This window comes from Hymenobacter sp. BRD128 (assembly GCF_013256625.1).
Classification (GTDB): domain Bacteria; phylum Bacteroidota; class Bacteroidia; order Cytophagales; family Hymenobacteraceae; genus Hymenobacter.
On record NZ_CP053908.1, the window covers coordinates 1,684,007 to 1,701,826 of the forward strand.

Below are 17,820 nucleotides of genomic sequence, written 5' to 3' on the forward strand. Positions count from 1 at the left end.
CATCTTAAAGCACCACCAGCTTGCGGGTGGTAGTGGCCCCGGCGGTGCTAATCTGCACCAGGTAGGCGCCAGCGGCCAGGTTGGTGTTGAGGTCGTGCGCGCCGGCGGCAGGCAGCGCCTGCTGATATACCACGCGGCCACTCAGGTCGGCCACGCTGACCATGGCAGCGGCCCCGGCCGGCAGCTTAAGCGAAAAATTACCGCCCCGCGCCGGGTTGGGAAAGAGCTGAATCTCGGGGTTTTGCGCAGTAGCGGTGGCCGTGATTGTGCCCACGGCCTGGATAAGCCAGTGCTGGCAGTTGCAGCCGTTGTAGTCCCACAGGCCCAGCGGCTGGCCGGCCGTCATCGAGGCATTGGGCACTTCCACCACCCGGTTGCCGTAGATAGCGGCTAGCGCGTAGCTGCCATCGGCAGCGCGCTCCACCCTGAATTTCTGGCAGTTGAGCGGCGAATCGGCTTGCAGGCCCAGCGGCGTGCCGGCGGCCTCGGCGCAGCCGGCCACGTCGGCATTGAGGCTGGCGGCTACATTGGCGAGCTTATACACGCCGCTGCCCTGGGGCGTAAGCTTCCACTGCTGGCAGGCCTGGCCGGTGGCGGCGCTCGGCACGAGGGCCTGGCCGGCGGTGGTGGTGCAAGCGGCGGCGGCCCACAGCAGGCGGCTATTCTGGTTGGTGAGGGTGTAGGTGCCGGCGGCTAGCCAGTCCTGCGTCACGGCGGGCCAGCCGGCCGCATCCCAGCTCAGGCTGCCGATGCCCAGGGTGGGCGCACCGTTGGCGTTGCCGTTGTAGTAGTGGTAGGTGAGGTAGTTTACGCTATTTTCGACAAACAGCCCCACCTGGCCGGGGCCGATGTAGTTGTCTTTACCTACCAAAAAATCGGTGCCGCCACCCTGCAGCAAATCCACGCCGTTTTTGTCCAGGTACGGCCCTGCGGGGCTGGTAGCGCGGCCCATCTGCACGTAGTAGGTGCTCGTGACGCCCGCGCAGCAAATACCTTTATTATAAAACAGGTAGTAGTAGCCGCCGTGCTGCATCACGTAGGACGCCTCGTTTTCGCACCACGGCGTGCTGCCCGCAATGTTTTTGATGGTGGCATCAATCCGCTTGCCAGTGGCGGGGTCGAGCTGCACGAGCCAGTTGCCGCTCAGGTGCGAGCCAAACACCATCCATAGCTTACCCTGCGCATCGGTAAACACGGCCGGGTCGATGCTGCCCCAGGGCGAAGTATTATCGGAGTACACCACCATGCCCTGGTCGGTCCAGTTCGTAAGGTCGGGGCTGGTGGCCAGCCCGATAGCACACTGCCGCCCGCCCAGCGAGCACGAGTAATACATATAGTATTTCCCATTCAGATACACGCACTCGGGTGCCCAGAAGTTGCCCGCAAAGCCCGGCACGTAGGTGCCCACCCAGCCCGGCCAGGTGCCGGCCGCAAACACGGTAGCCGCTGGCTGCCAGTTGATGAGGTCGGTCGAGGTCAGGTGGTAAATCTGGTCGCCGGTGGTCCAGACGTGGTACACCCCGTTGCGCTTCACGATGGTCGAAGGGTCGTGCGCGCCGGGGAAGCCCTGCAGGGCCAGCGCCGCATGGCCCGAAAAAATGGCCAGCGCCAGCCAGAGCAGGCGGCTAGCCCAGGCCCGGAGCGGGCGGACTAATGCATGAGTAGAAACGTTCATAACTCAGAAAGACTGGCAGTTGTAGTAACATTCGCTAGGCCAAAACAGAACGTCATGCTGCGCCTGCCGAAGCATCTCTACCGCACCGCTTAAGTACTACTTCAACGATTCGGACGAGATGCTTCACTTCGTTCAGCATGACGTTCTACAAGAGGTTTTCCGGGCGCTGGCCCGCTCCTACTTCTTGCCGGCTACGCGCAGCACCGTGAAGGAATTGGGGGCTAGCGTGTAGGTCAGCGTGCTGCCCTTCACGGCGAAGGTCGATTCCTGCGGGGCGAGCTTTTTGGGCTCGGCTAGGCTGTTCTGGGTTTGCAGGTCGGTGCTGGCCATGGTCTGGGCGCGACCGGTTTTGGCCAGGCCCTTGGCGCCGGCCAGGCTGATACTGACCGGGCGCGGGCTGCCGGAGTAGTTCACCAGCTTCACCACCACCTCGCCGGTGGGCTCGTCGGCCACGGCGCTGGCAAAGAGGTTGTCGGCGCCGTTTTTGGCGCCGGCGGGCATGGTCACGGGCAGCACGCGGGTGCCCTTGTTGAGGGCGTAGAGCTTCTGCACGTAGTAGCTCGGCGAGCCGTAGGAGTTCAGGTTATCAAACCAAATCATGTCGGGCGTCCACTGCCAGGCGTCCACGTTGGCGAAGAGCGGGGCATAGCTGGCCATGCCCACCACGTCGGCGTTGCGCTCCAGGCCGGTCATAAACGCGGCCTCCGAGATGGCGCAGTCCCAGGTATTCCTGTTCTCGGGGCTGCCGATGGCCACGCTCTGGGCGGCGTACTCGCCGGCGAAGATTTTGGGGCCGGTGCGGGCGTACTTGTCGTAGCGGTCGGCGTGCTCCCGGAACCACTGCGGCAGGGCGTAGTAGTGCTCATCCACGTACTCGGCCTTGAGCTCGCCGAGGCGCTGGCTAGCTTTGTCGAAGAGGTCGCCGTCGGGGCTGGGGCCCGCGCTGCTCACGATGTCAATCTTCGGGTACCTGGCCTTCACGGCCTTGGCAAACGGCTCGTAGCGCTCCAGGTACTGCGGGCCCCACTGCTCGTTACCGATGCCAATCATCTTGAGGTTGAAGGGCGCCGGGTGGCCCATCGCCACGCGCTTGGCGCCCCAGGCAGAGCTAGCCGGGCCGTTGGCAAACTCGATGAGGTCGAGCGCATCCTGGATGAAAATATCGAGCGACGGGTCGCCGGTAGTGGCGGCGGGCGCGTTAGGGCCGCCCTTGGTGCTGGCGCTGCCCATCGGGGCTAGCTCGCCCGAGTTGAACTGGCAGGCCATGCCCACGTTCAGGATAGGCAGCGGCTCGGCGCCGATGTCTTCCGACAACTGGAAATACTCAAAGAAGCCCAGCCCGAACGACTGGTAATAATCAGGCGTCGAGCGATGCTTGAACTCCATGTTCCAGCGGTTGATGAGCGGCGTGCGGCTGGCCACGTCGCCGATGGTTTCCTTCCACTGGTAGCGCTCCGAGAGGGTGCGGCCCTCCACGATGCAGCCGCCGGGAAAACGCAGGAAGCCCGGCTTCATGTCCTTGAGCAGCTGCACCAGGTCGGTGCGCAGGCCGTTGGGGCGCTTGTTCCAAGTGTCCTGCGGGAAGAGCGACACCACGTCGAGGTCTACCGTCCCCTGGCCGTTCACGACCAGCTTGAGGTGGGCCTTGTTGTGGGTGCTAGTGGGCTTGAGCACGGCCGTGTACTTCTGCCAGCTATCACTGAAGCCGGTGACGGGCGCCTGGGCCAGCACCTCGCCCTTCTCGCCCACCAGCACCGCCGTGAGGCCGGCGATGCCGCCCGGCCCGCGCCGGGCATAGAACGAGAGGTTGTAGCCCTCGCCCGCCTTCACGCCCATGCCGCGGAAGCCTTCATTCTCGATGCCCGCCTCGCCGGTGCCGCCGCTGCGGGTGGTCAGGCGCAGGTAGTGCGTATTGTTCTGGCTGATTCCTTGCTCATTGCGCACGGCGTAGGCGTCGAGGTTGAAGCCGCCACCCAGCGCCTTCCAGCCGATGAGGCCGGGGTTGATTTCAAATGACTTGTTCTTGACCAGCTCGGGGTACAGGCCCCCGTCGGCCGCGAAGTTGATGTCCTCGAAAAACAGGCCGTACATGTTCTTATTAACGGCCGCGCCGGGCTTGTTTACCTGCACGGTGAGGCTAGCCGGGGCCGCCGACTGCGCGCTGGCCGCTAGGGTACCCAGCAGCGTGAGGCCGGTGGCCAGGCTGGGGAGGCGGGAAATGATAAGCATAAAATCAGGATAAAATCGGGTGGGGAGAATTACCAGAACTTGACGTACAAGGCCATGATGAGCAGCAGCGTAATCACAATGAGCGCCAGCGTGCTAGGGGCCACTTTGAATTGGCCCGGCTCGACCGGGATGGCCTTGGGGTTGATAGCAGGGCCGGCCAGGCTCATCACCACCATCAGCACGAAGGTGAAGGCGAACGAGAGACCCATGCAGATGAGGAAGGGAATCTCATAGCCGCCTTTGCCATTCGGGAAAGCGGTGTAAATCAGCGTTTCGTGCCCGAGCAGGTTGGGCGCGTAGTTGTTGAAGAACACCGACAAAATAAAGCCCGACAAAATGCCCGCAATGGCGGCCGGCGCCGTGGTGCGCTTCCAAAACAGCCCGAGCAGGAACACCGCCACGATGCCGGGCGAGATAAAGCCCGTGTACTTCTGAATGTAGGTGAACCCGCCCTCGCCGCCAATGCCCAGCAAATCCTTCCAGGTCAGCATGATGGCGAGCAGCATGGCGGCGAATACCGTGAGCCGGCCCACCCACACCAACTGCTTTTCGTCAGACTCGGGCCGGAGGTAGCGCTTGTAGATGTCGAGGGTGAAGATGGTCGAAATCGAGTTGACCTTGCCGGCCAGCGAGGCCACGATGGCGGCCGTGAGGGCGGCTAGCGACAAGCCTTTCAGGCCGTTGGGCAAGAAGGTCAGGATGGCCGAGTACGCGTTATCGGAGTTGAAGACGCCGCCCGGCGACATCTGGGGCTGGAGGCTGCCATTTTTGTGCAGCACGTAGGCCGCGATGCCGGGCAGCATCACAATTACGGGCATGATGAGCTTGAGCATGCCCGCGAACAGGATGCCGGTGCGGGCCGTCTTGAGGTCGGCGCCCAGCGCGCGCTGCGTAATGTATTGGTTGCAACCCCAGTAGTTGAGGTTCACAATCCACTGCCCGGCCGCGTACATGGCGATGCCCGGCACCATGAGGTACTTGTTGATATCGACCTGCGGCGTGGCGGCCGTAGGCTTGGGAAATATCATGTGGAAGTGGTTGCCCGCGTCGTTCATCATGGCGTTGAAGCCCGCGATGGCGTCGTGGCCCAGGCCGAACTTCTCACTTACCAGCGTGAGGGCCAGGTAGGTAGTGGCTAGCCCCCGATGATGAGCACCGTCACCTGAATCACGTCGGTGTAGCCCACCACCTTCATCCCCCCGAGCGTAATGACGAGCGCAAACACCGCCAGCGCCACCATAATTAGGTGGAACGCCTCGCCCCCGCCCACCAGGCTACTGATGGCCAGCGCCCCGAGGTAAAGAATCGAAGTCAGGTTAACCAGTACGTATAAAAACAACCAGAAGATGCTCATTATCAGGCTCAGCGCCGAGTTGTAGCGCTGCTCCAGAAACTGGGGCATGGTGTAAATCTTCTGCTTCAAATAAATGGGCATGAAGAACACGGCCACAATGATGAGCACGATGGCCGCCACCCACTCGTAGGCCGCCACGGCCACGCCCACCTGAAAGCCATTGCCGCTCATGCCAATGAACTGCTCGGCCGAAATATTCGAGGCAATCATGCTGGCCCCGATGGCCCACCACGTCAGCGAGCCCTCGGCCAGGAAGTAGTCCTTGGTGCTCATCTGGGCCTTCTGCTTGCTGCGGTACACGTAGTAGCCGTAGGCCGAAACGCCGATGATGTAGAAAAGGAACACCCCGAGGTCGAGGGTGTTGAAGGCATTTTGCATGTGGTGGGTGGGAAAGGCTTTATTTCTTGAGGTGCAAAAAGGTCGTCATGCTGAACGCAGTGAAGCATCTCACTAGCGCCGCCAGGGGCACTACCTCAGCGAAGCGAGCGAGATGCTTCACTGCGTTCAGCATGACGACCTTATTTCAAACGGTTGACTTTTTGCTAGCCCTTAAAAGCTACCTCATTAAAGCGCAGCTCATTTTTAAACGTGCGCAGCTTGGTATCCTCGTCAATGATGAGGTATTCGATACCGGCCATCTCGGCGAAGTCTTCGAGGTACTCCGGGGTCAGGTTTTGGCTAAAGCCGGTGTGGTGGGCACCGCCGGCCAGAATCCAGGCGGCCAGGCCGGTTTGCATATCGGGGTGCACTTTCCAGAGCACGCGGGCTACGGGCAGGTTGGGCAGGTCTTGCTCGGGCGCCACGGCCTCCACGGTGTTCACAATCATGCGGAAGCGGTTGCCCATGTCCACGATGGTCGCGTTGAGGGCCGGGCCGGCGGGACAGTTGAATACCAGGCGCACCGGGTCTTCCTTGCCGCCGATGCCTAGCGGGTGAATCTCGGCGCGCACCTTGCCTGCGGCGATGCTGGGGCAGATTTCGAGCATGTGCGAGCCGAGCACCTGCTCGTTGCCGGGCGCGAAGTGGTAGGTGTAATCCTCCATAAACGAGTTGCCGCCGGGCAGGCCGGCGCCCATCACCTTCAGGGCGCGCACCAGGGCCGCGGTCTTCCAGTCACCCTCGCCGCCGAAGCCGTAGCCGTCGGCCATCAGGCGCTGGGTGGCGATGCCGGGCAGCTGCTTCATGCCGTGCAAGTCCTCGAAGGTATCGGTGAAGCCCTTGGCGTTGCGGTCGGTCAGGAACTTGCGCATCCCCAGTTCGATGCGGGCCGCGTCGCGCAGGCTTTCGCGCTTCTCGCCACCCTCCTTCAGGTTGTCGGCTAGGTCATATTCCTGCTCGTAGGTGGCCACTAGGCCGGCAAGCTGCTCGTCGGTCACGGCGTTTACTTCAGCCACCAAATCGCCGATGCCGTAGGTATTTACCTCGTAGCCAAACTTGATTTCGGCTTCTACCTTGTCGCCCTCAGTTACGGCCACGTAGCGCATATTGTCGCCAAAGCGCACGAACCGGGCGCCCTGCCAGTCGGCCCAGGCGCTGGCCACGCGGCTCCAGATGCTGAGGCGCTCCTGCACGTCGGCGCTCTGCCAGTGGCCTACTATCACCTTGCGACTCAAGCGCATGCGCGAGCCGATGAACCCAAACTCGCGGTCGCCGTGCGCCGATTGGTTGGTGTTCATAAAGTCCATATCGATGGCATCCCACGGAATATCGCGGTTGTACTGCGTGTGCAGGTGGGCTAGCGGCTTCTGCAGGATTTTCAGGCCGTTAATCCACATCTTGGCCGGCGAGAAGGTGTGCATCCAGGCAATCAGGCCCACGCAATTCTCGGTGGTATTGGCCTCCTGCATGAGCTTGTAAATCTCCTGCGGACCGGTGAGCACCGGCTTGTACACAATTTTGATGGGCAGCTTGGTGCCCAGCTCCTGGGCAATCTGCTGCGAGTGCTGGGCTACTTGCTCCAGGGTTTCGGGGCCGTAGAGGTGCTGGCTGCCGGTGATGAACCAGGCTTCGTAGTGCGAAATGTCAATCATTGTTAATAAGCAAAAAAGAACGTCATGCTGAGCTTGCCGAAGCATCTTGCTCGCATCGTTGAACGATTGGAATTACTGCTGCACGCGAGATGCTTCGGCAAGCGGACGCTAGATGAAGCATCTCGCGTGCAGCAGGAAATGTTGCTACGACTGCCCGTAGTAAGAGCCAGCGCCGTGCTTGCGCTGGTAATGCTTGTTGATGAGCGCGTCTTTGAGCCGCGCTACCCCTGGCTTAAGGGTGCACGTGAGGTAGGCTAGCCGGGCCACTTCTTCAAGCACGGCGCTGTGGTACACGGCTTTCTCCACGGTTTTGCCCCAGGTGAAGGGCGCGTGGTTGCCCACGAGTATCATCTCGACTTCGGCCGGCGAGAGGCCGCGCTTCGCGAACTCGTTGATGATTTGCCAGCCGGTCTGGTGTTCGTAGTCGCCGGCGATAAGCTCGTCGCTCATGGGCGGGGCGCAGGGCACGTCGGCGGTGAGGTGGTCGGCGTGGGTGGTGCCCAGGATGGGAATATCGAGTTGCGCCTGCGCCCAGGCCGTAGCGTAGGTACTGTGCGTGTGCACGATGCCGCCAATGTTCGTCCACTGCTTGAAGAGCAGCGCGTGGGTTTTGGTATCGCTGCTAGGGCGCTTGGTGCCCTCTACCACGTTGTTATCGAAATCGACAATCACGATATCCTCCGGCTTCAACGTGGCGTAGGGCACGCCACTAGGCTTAATGGCGAACACGCTCTTTTCGCGGTCAACCACGCTCGCGTTGCCGAAGGTGAAGAGCACCAGCCCGAGGGCGGGCAGCTGCATGTTGGCCTCGTAGCAGGCTTGTTTCAGGGCTTGGTACTGGCTCATGCGGTGGCAATGGCGGGGGTTTCGGGTTCCAGTATCGGCGCTTGCGAGTGGCTGGGCGTGGCGCTTTCCACAAACCTGCCCAGCGCCTGGTACTGCGCGTAGCGGGTGGCGTACTGGGCCACGCTGGCCGGGTTGGGGGTATAGGTTTCGGCAAAGCCGCTGCCGAGCGCCTTTTGGGCGGCCAGCACATCGGGGTAGATGCCGGCGGCCACGGCGGCGTACATGGCCGCGCCCAGCGCCGGTGCCTGCTCCGACATGGCGATTTTGATGGGCCGGTCGAGCACGTCGGCTAGGGTCTGCATCACGAAGGCCGACTTTTTGGCCACCCCGCCAATGCCGATAACCTGCTTAATCGGGATGCCTTCGCGCTCGAAGCGCTCCACAATCTGCTTCGAGCCGTAGCAAATGGCCTCGACCAGGGCCCGGAAAACCTGCGGGGCCGAGGTGCCCATCGTCAGGCCGGTGAGGGCGCCTTTCAGCGCCTGGTTGGCGTCGGGCGTGCGGCGGCCGTTTACCCAGTCGAGGGCTAGCACGTGGCTTTCGGCGGGGTCTACTTCGGCGGCGGCTTTGGTGAGCTGCACGATGAGGTTGTCGCTCAGCTCCTGGCGGTAGGCAGCCTGCTGCTCGGCCGTCAGCACCTTCGATTGCACCGCTTGCAGCGGCCACTCCAGCATCTGGCGGAACCAGGCCAGCAGGTCGCCGAAGGCCGACTGCCCGGCCTCCAGACCCAGCATGCCGGGAATAACCGAGCCATCGACCTGCCCGCAGATGCCGGCCACTAGGTGGTCGCCCACTTCGGCGGTCGGGGCCACTACAATGTCGCAGGTGCTGGTGCCCATCACCTTCACCATCGAATAGGACTCAATCTCACCGGCCACGGCGCCCGCGTGGGCATCGAACGAGCCCACCGCGATTACCGTGCTGGTAGTCAGGCCCAGGCGGCTAGCCCATTCTTCCGACAAATGCCCGGCTACTTCATCGGCCGTGTACGTTTCCGTGAACAATCGATTGCGCAAGCCGGCCAGCTTAGGGTCGAGGTGAGTGAGAAACTCCTCGGGGGGCAGGCCGCCCCAACTCGCGTGCCACAAAGCCTTGTGGCCGGCGGCGCAGCGGCTGCGCTTAAACTCGGCCAGCGGCTGGCCGGTGAGGGTTAGCGTGAGCCAGTCGCAGTGCTCCATCCAGGAGTAGGCGGCGTTGGCCACGGCCTCATCCTGGCGCACGATGTGCATGATTTTGGCCCAAAACCACTCCGACGAGTAGATACCGCCCTCGTACTTGGTGAAATCCTCGCCGCCCCAGGTGCGGGCCTTGTGGTTGATTTCGGCCGCCTCGGCTAGGGCCGTGTGGTCTTTCCAAAGGATGAACAGCGCGTTGGGATTTTCGGCAAACTCGGGCAGCATGCCCAGCAGCTGGCCCTGCTCGTTCACGGGGCCGGGCGTGGAGCCGGTGGTGTCGATGGCTAGCCCCAGAATCTGCGCGGCGGGCACTTTGGCAGCTACTTCGCGCACCGTGGCTTCGAGGCCTTCGAGGTGGTCGAGGGGGTGCTGGCGGAAGCGGTTCTTGGCGGGGTTGCAGTACTGGCCCTGCTTCCAGCGCGGGTAGTAATGCACGGCCTGCGCTACTTCGGCGCCCGTGCGGGCATCGACGAGCAGCGCCCGCACCGAGTCGGTGCCGTAGTCGAGGCCGATAACGTAGGCCGGGGAGTCGGATTGAGTGGACACGGTATTGATAAGTAAGAATTTATGCGCTCGCTCTGGCGGGACGCCTTTACTTCCGCACCCCAAATGTGTAGCTGGTGGTAGTGTGGTAGGTTTCGCCCGGCTTCAGAATAGTGCTCGGAAACTTAGGCTGGTTGGGCGAGTCGGGGAAGTGCTGCGTTTCGAGGCAGAAGCCCGCGTGCTTGCCATAGACCACGCCATCCTTGCCTTTGAGGCTGCCGTCCAAGAAGTTGCCGGTGTAGAACTGCACGCCCGGCTCGTCGGTGGTTACCTCCAGGGTGCGGCCGGTGGTAGGCTCGTACACGGTGGCGGCGCTGTGCTGGCCGGTCGTGTTATTGAGCGCCCAGTTGTGGTCGTAGCCGCCGGGCACCTGCGCAATGCGCTCGCCGATGGCGTGGGGGCTGGTGAAGTCGAAGGGCGTGCCCTTCACCGGCTTCAGCTCGCCGGTCGGAATGAGCTTGTCATCGACCACGGTGTAGCGGTCGGCCGGAATGGTAACCTGGTGGGCTAGCACGTCCTTGCTCTGGCCCAGGGCCAGGTTGAAGTAGGCGTGGTTGGTGAGGTTAACGGGCGTCGCCTTGTCGGTGGTGGCGGCGTAGTCGATTTTGAGGGCGTTGGCATCGGTGAGGGTATAGGTAACCGTCACGTGCAGGTTGCCGGGGTAGCCTTCCTCACCATCCTTGCTGAGGTAGGTCAGCGTGAGCGTCTGGCCGTCGGCCGAGGTGCCGGGCTTGGCGGTCCACACCTTCTGGTTGAAGCCCACGGTGCCGCCGTGCAGCGAGTTGCCGTTGTTATTTAGGCCCACGTGGTAGGTCTTACCGTCAATGGTAAACTGGCCCTTGGCGATGCGGTTGCCGTAGCGCCCGATGAGGGCCCCGAAGTACGGGTTCGACTTCCGGAACTCGGGGCTGAGGTAGCCGCTCACGTTGTCGAAGCCCAGGATAACGTCGCTCATTTTGCCGGCCTTATCTGGCACGAGCAGGCTGGTAAGCGTGCCGCCGTAGGTGCTGATGGTGGCCTTCAGGCCATTTTTATTGGTAAGGGTAAAAAGCTGGATTTCGGTGCCGTCGGCAGTTTTGCCAAACGAAGCGGAAGTGGGCATGGTAGCGGAGGCGCTGGCGCCAGTAGCGGCCGAGTCGGCCGGGGCCGAGGTAGTAGCCGTTTCCTGGCTGGTGGAGGTGGGAGTAGACGAGCAGGCGGCGAGCAGCAGAGCGCTGCCAAAGCCGGCGGCAAGTACGCCAAGGCGGGAAGAATTAGGCATGAGGGAGAAGAGAAAGATTAAAATACGCTCACTTTTTGCGTAAATATGCCCCCTTCGCGGCGCACTTGCACCAAGTAGCTGCCCGCGCTTAGCCCCGCCGCCACGGCCAGCCGGGTTTGCTGCGGGCCAAATTCCTGTCGATAAACCGTCTGGCCCAGCAGCGTCAACACTTCTACCGTGGTGGTGCCGCTGGCCGTTGCGCTGCTCAGCTCCACCGTAAAATTGCCCGCCAGGGCCGGCACCGGGTAGATAGTCACGCCCGCCAGGCTGCGGGCCGCCGCCGTGGCTAGGGGCGCATTCACCAGCGCGGGCACCCAGCGCTGGCAGCCAAAGCCGTTGTAGTACCACAACCCCAGCTGCTGGCCGGGCGTGGTCGAGCAGTTGGGTACTTCCACCACGTTGTTGCCGGTGGCCGAGGTGAAGATATAGTCCCCATTGCTGGCCCGCTCGATAACGTACTGCTGGCACACGAGGCCATTGGAAGCAAAAAGCTGGAGCTTGGTGCCCGCATCGGGCAGGCAGTTGATAACATCCACGGCCAGGCCGCCGAGGGCGTTGGTAATTTTGTAGGCGCCCGCCCCGAGCGGCGTCATATCCCACTGCTGGCAGGTGAGGCCGCTGGGCGTGCCCTGGGCCACCATCTGGCCCGATACCCCAGTGCAGCCCCAGGCATCCCACACCAGGCCGCTGTTTTGGTTTTTAATGGTGTAGCGGCCGGCGGCCAGCCAGTCGCGCGTCACGCTGGGCCAGCCAGTGGTGCCCCAGGTTAGGCGGGCTAGCCCCAGCTTGGGCGCGCCGCTGTCGTAGCCATCGTAGTAGTGGTGGCTGAAATACGTCACGCCGTTTTCGGTAAGCAGCCCCGCGTGGCCCGGACCGATAAAGCGACCCTGGCCACTGAGCAGCGTAGTGCCGCCGCTGGCATTCAGGTCCTGGCCCGCCTGGTCGAGGTAGGGGCCGGTAGGGCTAGCCGAGCGCCCCACCTGAATGTAGTAGGTGCTGCTCACGCCGTTGCAGCAGGTGCCGCGGTTCACAAACAGGTAATAGTAGCCGCTGCTATACGCCACGTAGGAAGCCTCCACTCCCCCATTGGCCACCGCGTATTGGGTATTGACGCTCAGGGGCTTGCCGGTAGCAGGGTCGAGCTGCGTGATGCGGATGCCGCCGAAGTACGAGCCGTAGCTGAGCCACAGATTATTGCTGGCATCGGTAAACAACGCCGGGTCAATGGCATTAGGGGCACTATTGCCGAGGGCCGTGCTCGAAATCACCTCGCCCTGGTCGGTCCACTTAAAGGCGGGGTCGGTGGGGTCGAGCGTGGGGTTGGTGGCTAGCCCAATGGTCGACACCTGCGAGCCAAACGTGGAGCACGAGTAGTACAGGTAGTACTTGCCGTTCATAAACCGGCACTCGGGCGCCCAGAACGTGCCCGCGAAGCCCGGCACCTTGCCGTTTATCCAGCCCGGATAAGCCGTTTTGGTGTACACCGACTTGGCGTCGGTCCAGTTGATAAGGTCGGTCGAGTACTTGCAGGCAATGCCGTCGCCGGTGCTGAATACCCAATAGGTAGCCCCGCTCTTGACAATCGTGGAAGGGTCGTGAATGCCGAGCGCGCCTTGCAGCGCGCAGGCCGGCGTGGCCAGCCAGGCCACCAAAACAGACGTGAGCAGGGCTAGCCGCCGCGCGCGCAACAGTAGAGATACTAACATACCGGGTGGGAAAAGTGAGGTTGAATATATCGTGTGCCGGCCGCTGCCCTCCCCTGGCGGAGCGGGCAGCGGCCGGCACACGGCCGGCTAGTAGCCAGGGTTTTGCTTGATATTAGGGTCGAGGTCGATATCGGTCTGCGGAATGGGCAGCAGCTTCGACTTACCCAGCACGAAGTTGGTAAAGTCGGGGTCGCGGGCAATCAGGTAGTTCAGGCCGTCCTGGTTGTCGAGCAGGCCCCAGCGCACGATATCGTACCAGCGCACGTTTTCGCCAGCTAGCTCCCGGCCGCGCTCGTCGCGCATGTAGAGGCGCAGTGCGGTTTGGCTGGCCGTGTTGGCGGCCGGCACCGGCCCCAGGCCCACGCGCGCCCGCACCTGGTTTACCAGGGGCACGGCCGCAGCCGTCTGGCCCAGCTCGTTCAGCGCCTCAGCCTGCAACAGCAGGATGTCGGCGTAGCGAATCAGACGGTAATTGATACCCGAGGTAAAGTTTTCGGGCGTGGTGCGAGTGCGGTCGTTCAGGTACTTGCGCCAGTACTGCTGGCTAGGGTTGTAGCCCAGTTGGGTAAAGGTTTTGCCGTAAAACTTATCCGGATTCAGCACGCTGATAATCGAGATGTCGCGGCGCGGGTCAATGGCGTGCTTCTTGGTGCCGGGCACCAGCGCCACCGTCGAGTCGGTAAATGAGGCTGTGAGCGACTGGCGGGGCTGCACGTCGGCAAACGAGTAGATGGGCGGCCCGAAGAAGTTGGGGCGGTCGTAGCCCTCCGACGACGAGGCATTGTCCTGGCCCTGGCCCACGTCGAGCACCGAGCCGGTGTACTGCACCTCAAAAATCGACTCGCTATTGTTCTCGTTGCTTTCCGTAAAGTTGTCGAGGTAGCTGGGCACCAGCGAGAACTTACCCGAGCTGATAATACCTGCCATCAGCGTCGAAGCCTCGGTGTATTTATGCTGCTGCATGTACATCTTGGCTAGCAGCGCCTGGGCAGCATACTTGGTGGCGCGGCCCAAATCGGCGGCCGGGTACGCGGTGGGCAGGTCCGGAATGGCCGCCTGCAGGTCAGCAATCACCTGGGCTTCTACCTCGGCCGGGGTCACCTGCTTCACGCGGGTGGTCACGGTGGGGTCTTCCGTAATCAGCGGCACGTTACCGAAAAACGAGTCCAGGTCATAGTACATCAGCGCCCGTATGAAGCGCGCCTCAGCGATGTACTGCGCTTTCAGGGTTGCATCCATCGTGATGTCGGGGATGTGGTGCAGTGCCTGGTTGGTGCGGTAAATAGTACGGTAGTAATCATTCCAAGCAAAGGCCGAGATGAAAAACAGGTTGTTGGCCTGAATGAAACGCGTGAACACGGCTAGCTCCACGAAGGGGCTCTGGCTGTACGACTCGTCGGAGCGGGCCGCCATAAACTGCCAGCAATGGTCGTACACGCCGTATTGCTGAATGCCGGAATAAGAGGCAATTACGCCTTTGTTAGCGTCGCTTGCCGTCAGCCAGAACTGCGCCACCGACAGCGTGTTGGGATTGGCCTGGTTGAGCAAATCTTTTTTACAGCTCGTGGCTACCGCTAGGGTGCCCGCCAGCGCCAGGGTAAAGAGTTTGTGGGATTTCATAAAAAGAGAGAAAATATCAGTTTAGGAGAGTGCTCCGTCTGTCATTGTGAGCCTGCCAACTAATGGCAGACGGAACGCGCCATTAAAAAGTGGCCTGCACGCCGCCCGTGAAAGTGCGCACGTTGGGGTAAGCGCTGTTGTCGATGCCACGGCCGAAGTAGCCGGTGCCCGTGATTTCGGGGTCGAAGCCGGTGTACTTGGTGAAGGTCACGAGGTTACGGCCCGTCACGTACACGCGCAGCGAGCCAATGGCCGGTGCCCAGCCCAGCGCGCTCTTGCCAAAGGTGTAGCCCAGCTGCACGTTCTTGAGGCGCAGGTAGGAGCCGTCTTCCAGCCAGCGCGTGGTCTGGTAGAGGGCATTTTGCGAAGCCGCCAGGGCCAGGTTGGGGTCGGCACTGCCGCCTTGCAGGGCGCGCGGCACCGAGTTCGACGGGTTGGCGGCCGTCCAGGGTAGCACGTTCAGCTCGTAGTTGGTGGGGCCATTGTAGCTTTCCAGCGCCACTTTGGCGTTGTTGAAAATGCGGTTACCGCTCACCCCCTGCGCCAAAACCGACAGGTCGAAGCCCTTGTAGCCGAAGCTGAGGTTGAAGCCGTATTGCAGGGTCGGAAAGGCCGAGCCCACGTGCACGCGGTCGTTGAGGTCAATCTTGCCATCGCCGTTGGTGTCGGTATACTTCACGTCGCCCGGCTTGGCATAGGGCTCAATCAGGCGACCGTCGGCCGACTTATAGTTATTTATCTCATCCTGCGTCTGGAAGATGCCCGCCATCGGAATCAGGAAAAACTGTCCCAGGCTGGTGCCCACGCTGGTGCTGGTGAGGCCCTGGCCATCTACCAGCGTCTGGCCCGGGTTGGGCAGCGCCAGCACCTGATTGCGCAGCGTCGTCAGGTTGGCATTGAGGCTGTAGGTAAAGCCGCTGGCCGTGGCATTCTGGTAGCCCAGCGCCAGTTCCAAGCCCCGGTTCTCGATATTGCCCGCGTTTTGAAATACCGCGCCGAAGTTGCCCGTGTAGATAGGTACTACTACCGGCGCCAGCGCCTTGCGCGTTTCCGAAATGTAGTAGTCGGCTGTGAAGGTGAGGTGGTTACTGAGCACGGCCAGGTCGAGGCCCACATCTTTGGTGCGGCGCTCTTCCCACTGCAGGTTGTTGCTGGACAGTACCGTCTGGGTGCGGCCATTGGTGATGACCTGGCCGCTGCCCAGTACGTAGTTGGTGTTCTGGTTGATGTTGGGCGTGGGCAGGTAGGCGCCGTAGTAGTCCCCCGTTAGCTGGTCGTTGCCAATAATACCGTAGCTGGCGCGCAGCTTCAGGTTACTCACGGCGGGCAGGGCATTTTTGAAGAAGTCTTCTTCGCTGATGCGGTAGCCTAGCGAGGCTGCCCCGAAGTTGCCGAAACGGTTTTGCTCGATGAAGCGCGACGAGCCGTCGCGGCGGAAGCTGCCGCTTACCAAGTAGCGGTTTTTGTAGTCGTAGGTAGCCTGCGAGAAGTACGAGCGGTTGGTAATCACGCCTTCGGTGCCCTGCACCACGCCCACCGTCTGGCCCGCGCTCAGCTGGAAGTAATACTGCGGCGAGGCCGTAAAGCCCTGGGTTTGGGCCGTCGTATTATGGAAGTCCATGTAGCGCTCCGAGTAGCCGCCCAGCACGTTCACGTGGTGGTCGCCGAAGGTCTTATTGAAATTCAGTGTGTTTTCGGCCATCAAAAACACGTCGTAGCCTTGGTATTCGCTCAGCGATGACGTGTTAATCTGAGTGTTTTGGCGCAGAATACCTAGTTGCTGGGCATCGGCGTTGCTATACGTGTGGCCGTCCATAGCCAAGTTCAGCCGGTAGGTCAGGAAATCGAAGATGGAATAGTCCATCGTCATGTTGCCCGCCAGCCGGTTGTCCGACTGCGTGCGGCGCAGTAGCTGCTGCGCGCCCACCGGGTTGGTGGCGAAGGTATTCTGGGTGGTTGAGCCCACCCCGAAGCCGCCCTGATTGTTGGGGTCGTACACCGGTACGCTGGGCAGTATCGTCAGCACGTCGATAAACGGCGCCCCGTTGAGCAGCGTCGTGTTGAGGTGCGTGAGTTGGGCGTTTTCCTGAAAGCGGAAGCGACCTTTAGTCATACCCGAATTCAATCGCAGGCTATAACGCTTAAAATCAGGTCCTTTTACAACGCCTTCTTGGTGAAAGTACTCGCCCGAAATCAGGTAGTTGCTACCTATATTCTCGCCCGTGGTACCTCCCGAAAAGCTCACATTGTAGTTTTCAACCTTCCCGGTCCGGAAAAACGCATCCTGCCAGTTGGTGTCGACGTTGGGGTTGAAGGCGCCGCCCGGCCCCTTCACCGCGCCCGCTAGGCTGTTCTGGCCCGCATTGAGTGGGTCGATACCGGCATTGGCATACGCCTGCACGGCGCGGTCGGCCCACTGGCTGGCATTGGTCAGTTGGTAGCGCTTATACACGTTATCAACGCCGATGTAAGCATTGACCCCGATGGTTGGCACGCCGGCCTTGCCCTTCTTAGTCGTAATCTGAATAACTCCGTTGGCGCCCCGCGCGCCGTAGATGGCCGTGGAAGAGGCATCTTTCAGCACCGTGAGCGTCGCGATATCATTGGGGTTCAGGTCGCGGATATTGTCCGTCCAGAGGCCGTCAATCACGTACAGCGGGGCGCTGTTGCTGTTGCCGGCGCTGCCCGCGCCGCGAATAATCACGACCGGGGCATCGCCCGGCCCGCCCGAGCCGGTTATTTGCAAGCCCGCCACCTGGCCCTGCAAGGCCTGCGTAATGGTAGGCACCGGCTGTTTGGTAGCCTCCTTCAGGTTAGGCGTACCTACGGCGCTACTCAGGTTCTGGCGGTCCTGGGCCAGGTAGCCCACCACCACCACGTCATTGAGGGCGCGGCTGTCGGGGGTCAGGGCCACGTCTACCGTCGAGCGGTCGCCTACCGCCACTTCCTGGCTAGCGTAGCCAATGTAGGAGAATACCAGCGTGGCGCCGGCCGGGGCCTCGATGGTATAGCGGCCGTCGGCGTTGGTGGCGGTGCCCACGTTAGTGCCTTTCACCAGCACGTTGACGCCGGGCAGACCCGCGCCCTTTTCGTCTACGATGAGGCCCGTAATGGGGCCGGCGGCCGGGATATTCTCTCGTAATTCGATTGCCGCCAGGGCGTGAGCCAGCAGGGGTTGCAGGGGCAGGCAGCTAAGCGCGGCGGGCAGCACGAGCCGCCGCATCTTGGGTACTGACTTTCTCATAGCGAGAAGGATTGGGTGGGAAAAGTGAATAAAAGCGGAATAGCTTTACACAATCGATTGTGTAGGTTGTGTAAAAAAAACGTCATCGCTGGTACCGCAAACTCGGGGGCTTACCCGCGCGGAGAGATGTCGCCTTG

Annotated in this window: 9 protein-coding genes and 1 pseudogene; all 10 read right to left on the bottom strand. The window is 61.9% G+C overall.

Annotated features, from left to right (window positions below):
- Window positions 1-4: 4 nt before the first annotated feature.
- On the bottom strand, window positions 5-1,675 hold the full coding sequence (locus GKZ68_RS07510; RefSeq protein ID WP_173112707.1) for a family 43 glycosylhydrolase: 1,671 nt from the start codon (window positions 1,673-1,675) through the stop codon (window positions 5-7).
- A 177-nt stretch (window positions 1,676-1,852) separates the two neighbouring features.
- Window positions 1,853-3,904: an alpha-L-arabinofuranosidase C-terminal domain-containing protein gene (locus tag GKZ68_RS07515; RefSeq protein WP_217275334.1), complete on the bottom strand. Its 2,052-nt coding sequence runs from the start codon at window positions 3,902-3,904 to the stop codon at window positions 1,853-1,855.
- 29 nt (window positions 3,905-3,933) lie between these two features.
- Window positions 3,934-5,636, bottom strand: a pseudogene (locus GKZ68_RS07520) (sodium/solute symporter).
- A gap of 164 nt (window positions 5,637-5,800) precedes the next feature.
- Entirely contained in the window at window positions 5,801-7,288 is a 1,488-nt protein-coding gene (gene araA / locus GKZ68_RS07525) for an L-arabinose isomerase (protein WP_173112710.1), read from the bottom strand.
- Between the two features lie 144 nt (window positions 7,289-7,432).
- Complete coding sequence (locus tag GKZ68_RS07530) at window positions 7,433-8,134, bottom strand: L-ribulose-5-phosphate 4-epimerase (RefSeq protein ID WP_173112713.1); 702 nt, start codon at window positions 8,132-8,134, stop codon at window positions 7,433-7,435.
- A complete protein-coding gene (locus tag GKZ68_RS07535) occupies window positions 8,131-9,855 on the bottom strand; it encodes a ribulokinase (protein WP_173112716.1) in 1,725 nt (574 codons plus the stop codon). The genes GKZ68_RS07530 and GKZ68_RS07535 overlap by 4 nt, the downstream gene beginning before the upstream one ends.
- A gap of 46 nt (window positions 9,856-9,901) precedes the next feature.
- Window positions 9,902-11,113 (bottom strand): aldose epimerase family protein, encoded by a 1,212-nt coding sequence (locus GKZ68_RS07540; RefSeq protein WP_173112720.1) that lies wholly within the window; start codon window positions 11,111-11,113, stop codon window positions 9,902-9,904.
- A gap of 17 nt (window positions 11,114-11,130) precedes the next feature.
- On the bottom strand, window positions 11,131-12,819 hold the full coding sequence (locus GKZ68_RS07545; RefSeq protein WP_173112723.1) for a family 43 glycosylhydrolase: 1,689 nt from the start codon (window positions 12,817-12,819) through the stop codon (window positions 11,131-11,133).
- Between the two features lie 87 nt (window positions 12,820-12,906).
- Window positions 12,907-14,439 (bottom strand): RagB/SusD family nutrient uptake outer membrane protein, encoded by a 1,533-nt coding sequence (locus GKZ68_RS07550; RefSeq protein WP_173112726.1) that lies wholly within the window; start codon window positions 14,437-14,439, stop codon window positions 12,907-12,909.
- Between the two features lie 82 nt (window positions 14,440-14,521).
- On the bottom strand, window positions 14,522-17,683 hold the full coding sequence (locus tag GKZ68_RS07555; RefSeq protein ID WP_173112729.1) for a TonB-dependent receptor: 3,162 nt from the start codon (window positions 17,681-17,683) through the stop codon (window positions 14,522-14,524).
- Between the last annotated feature and the right edge of the window lie 137 nt (window positions 17,684-17,820).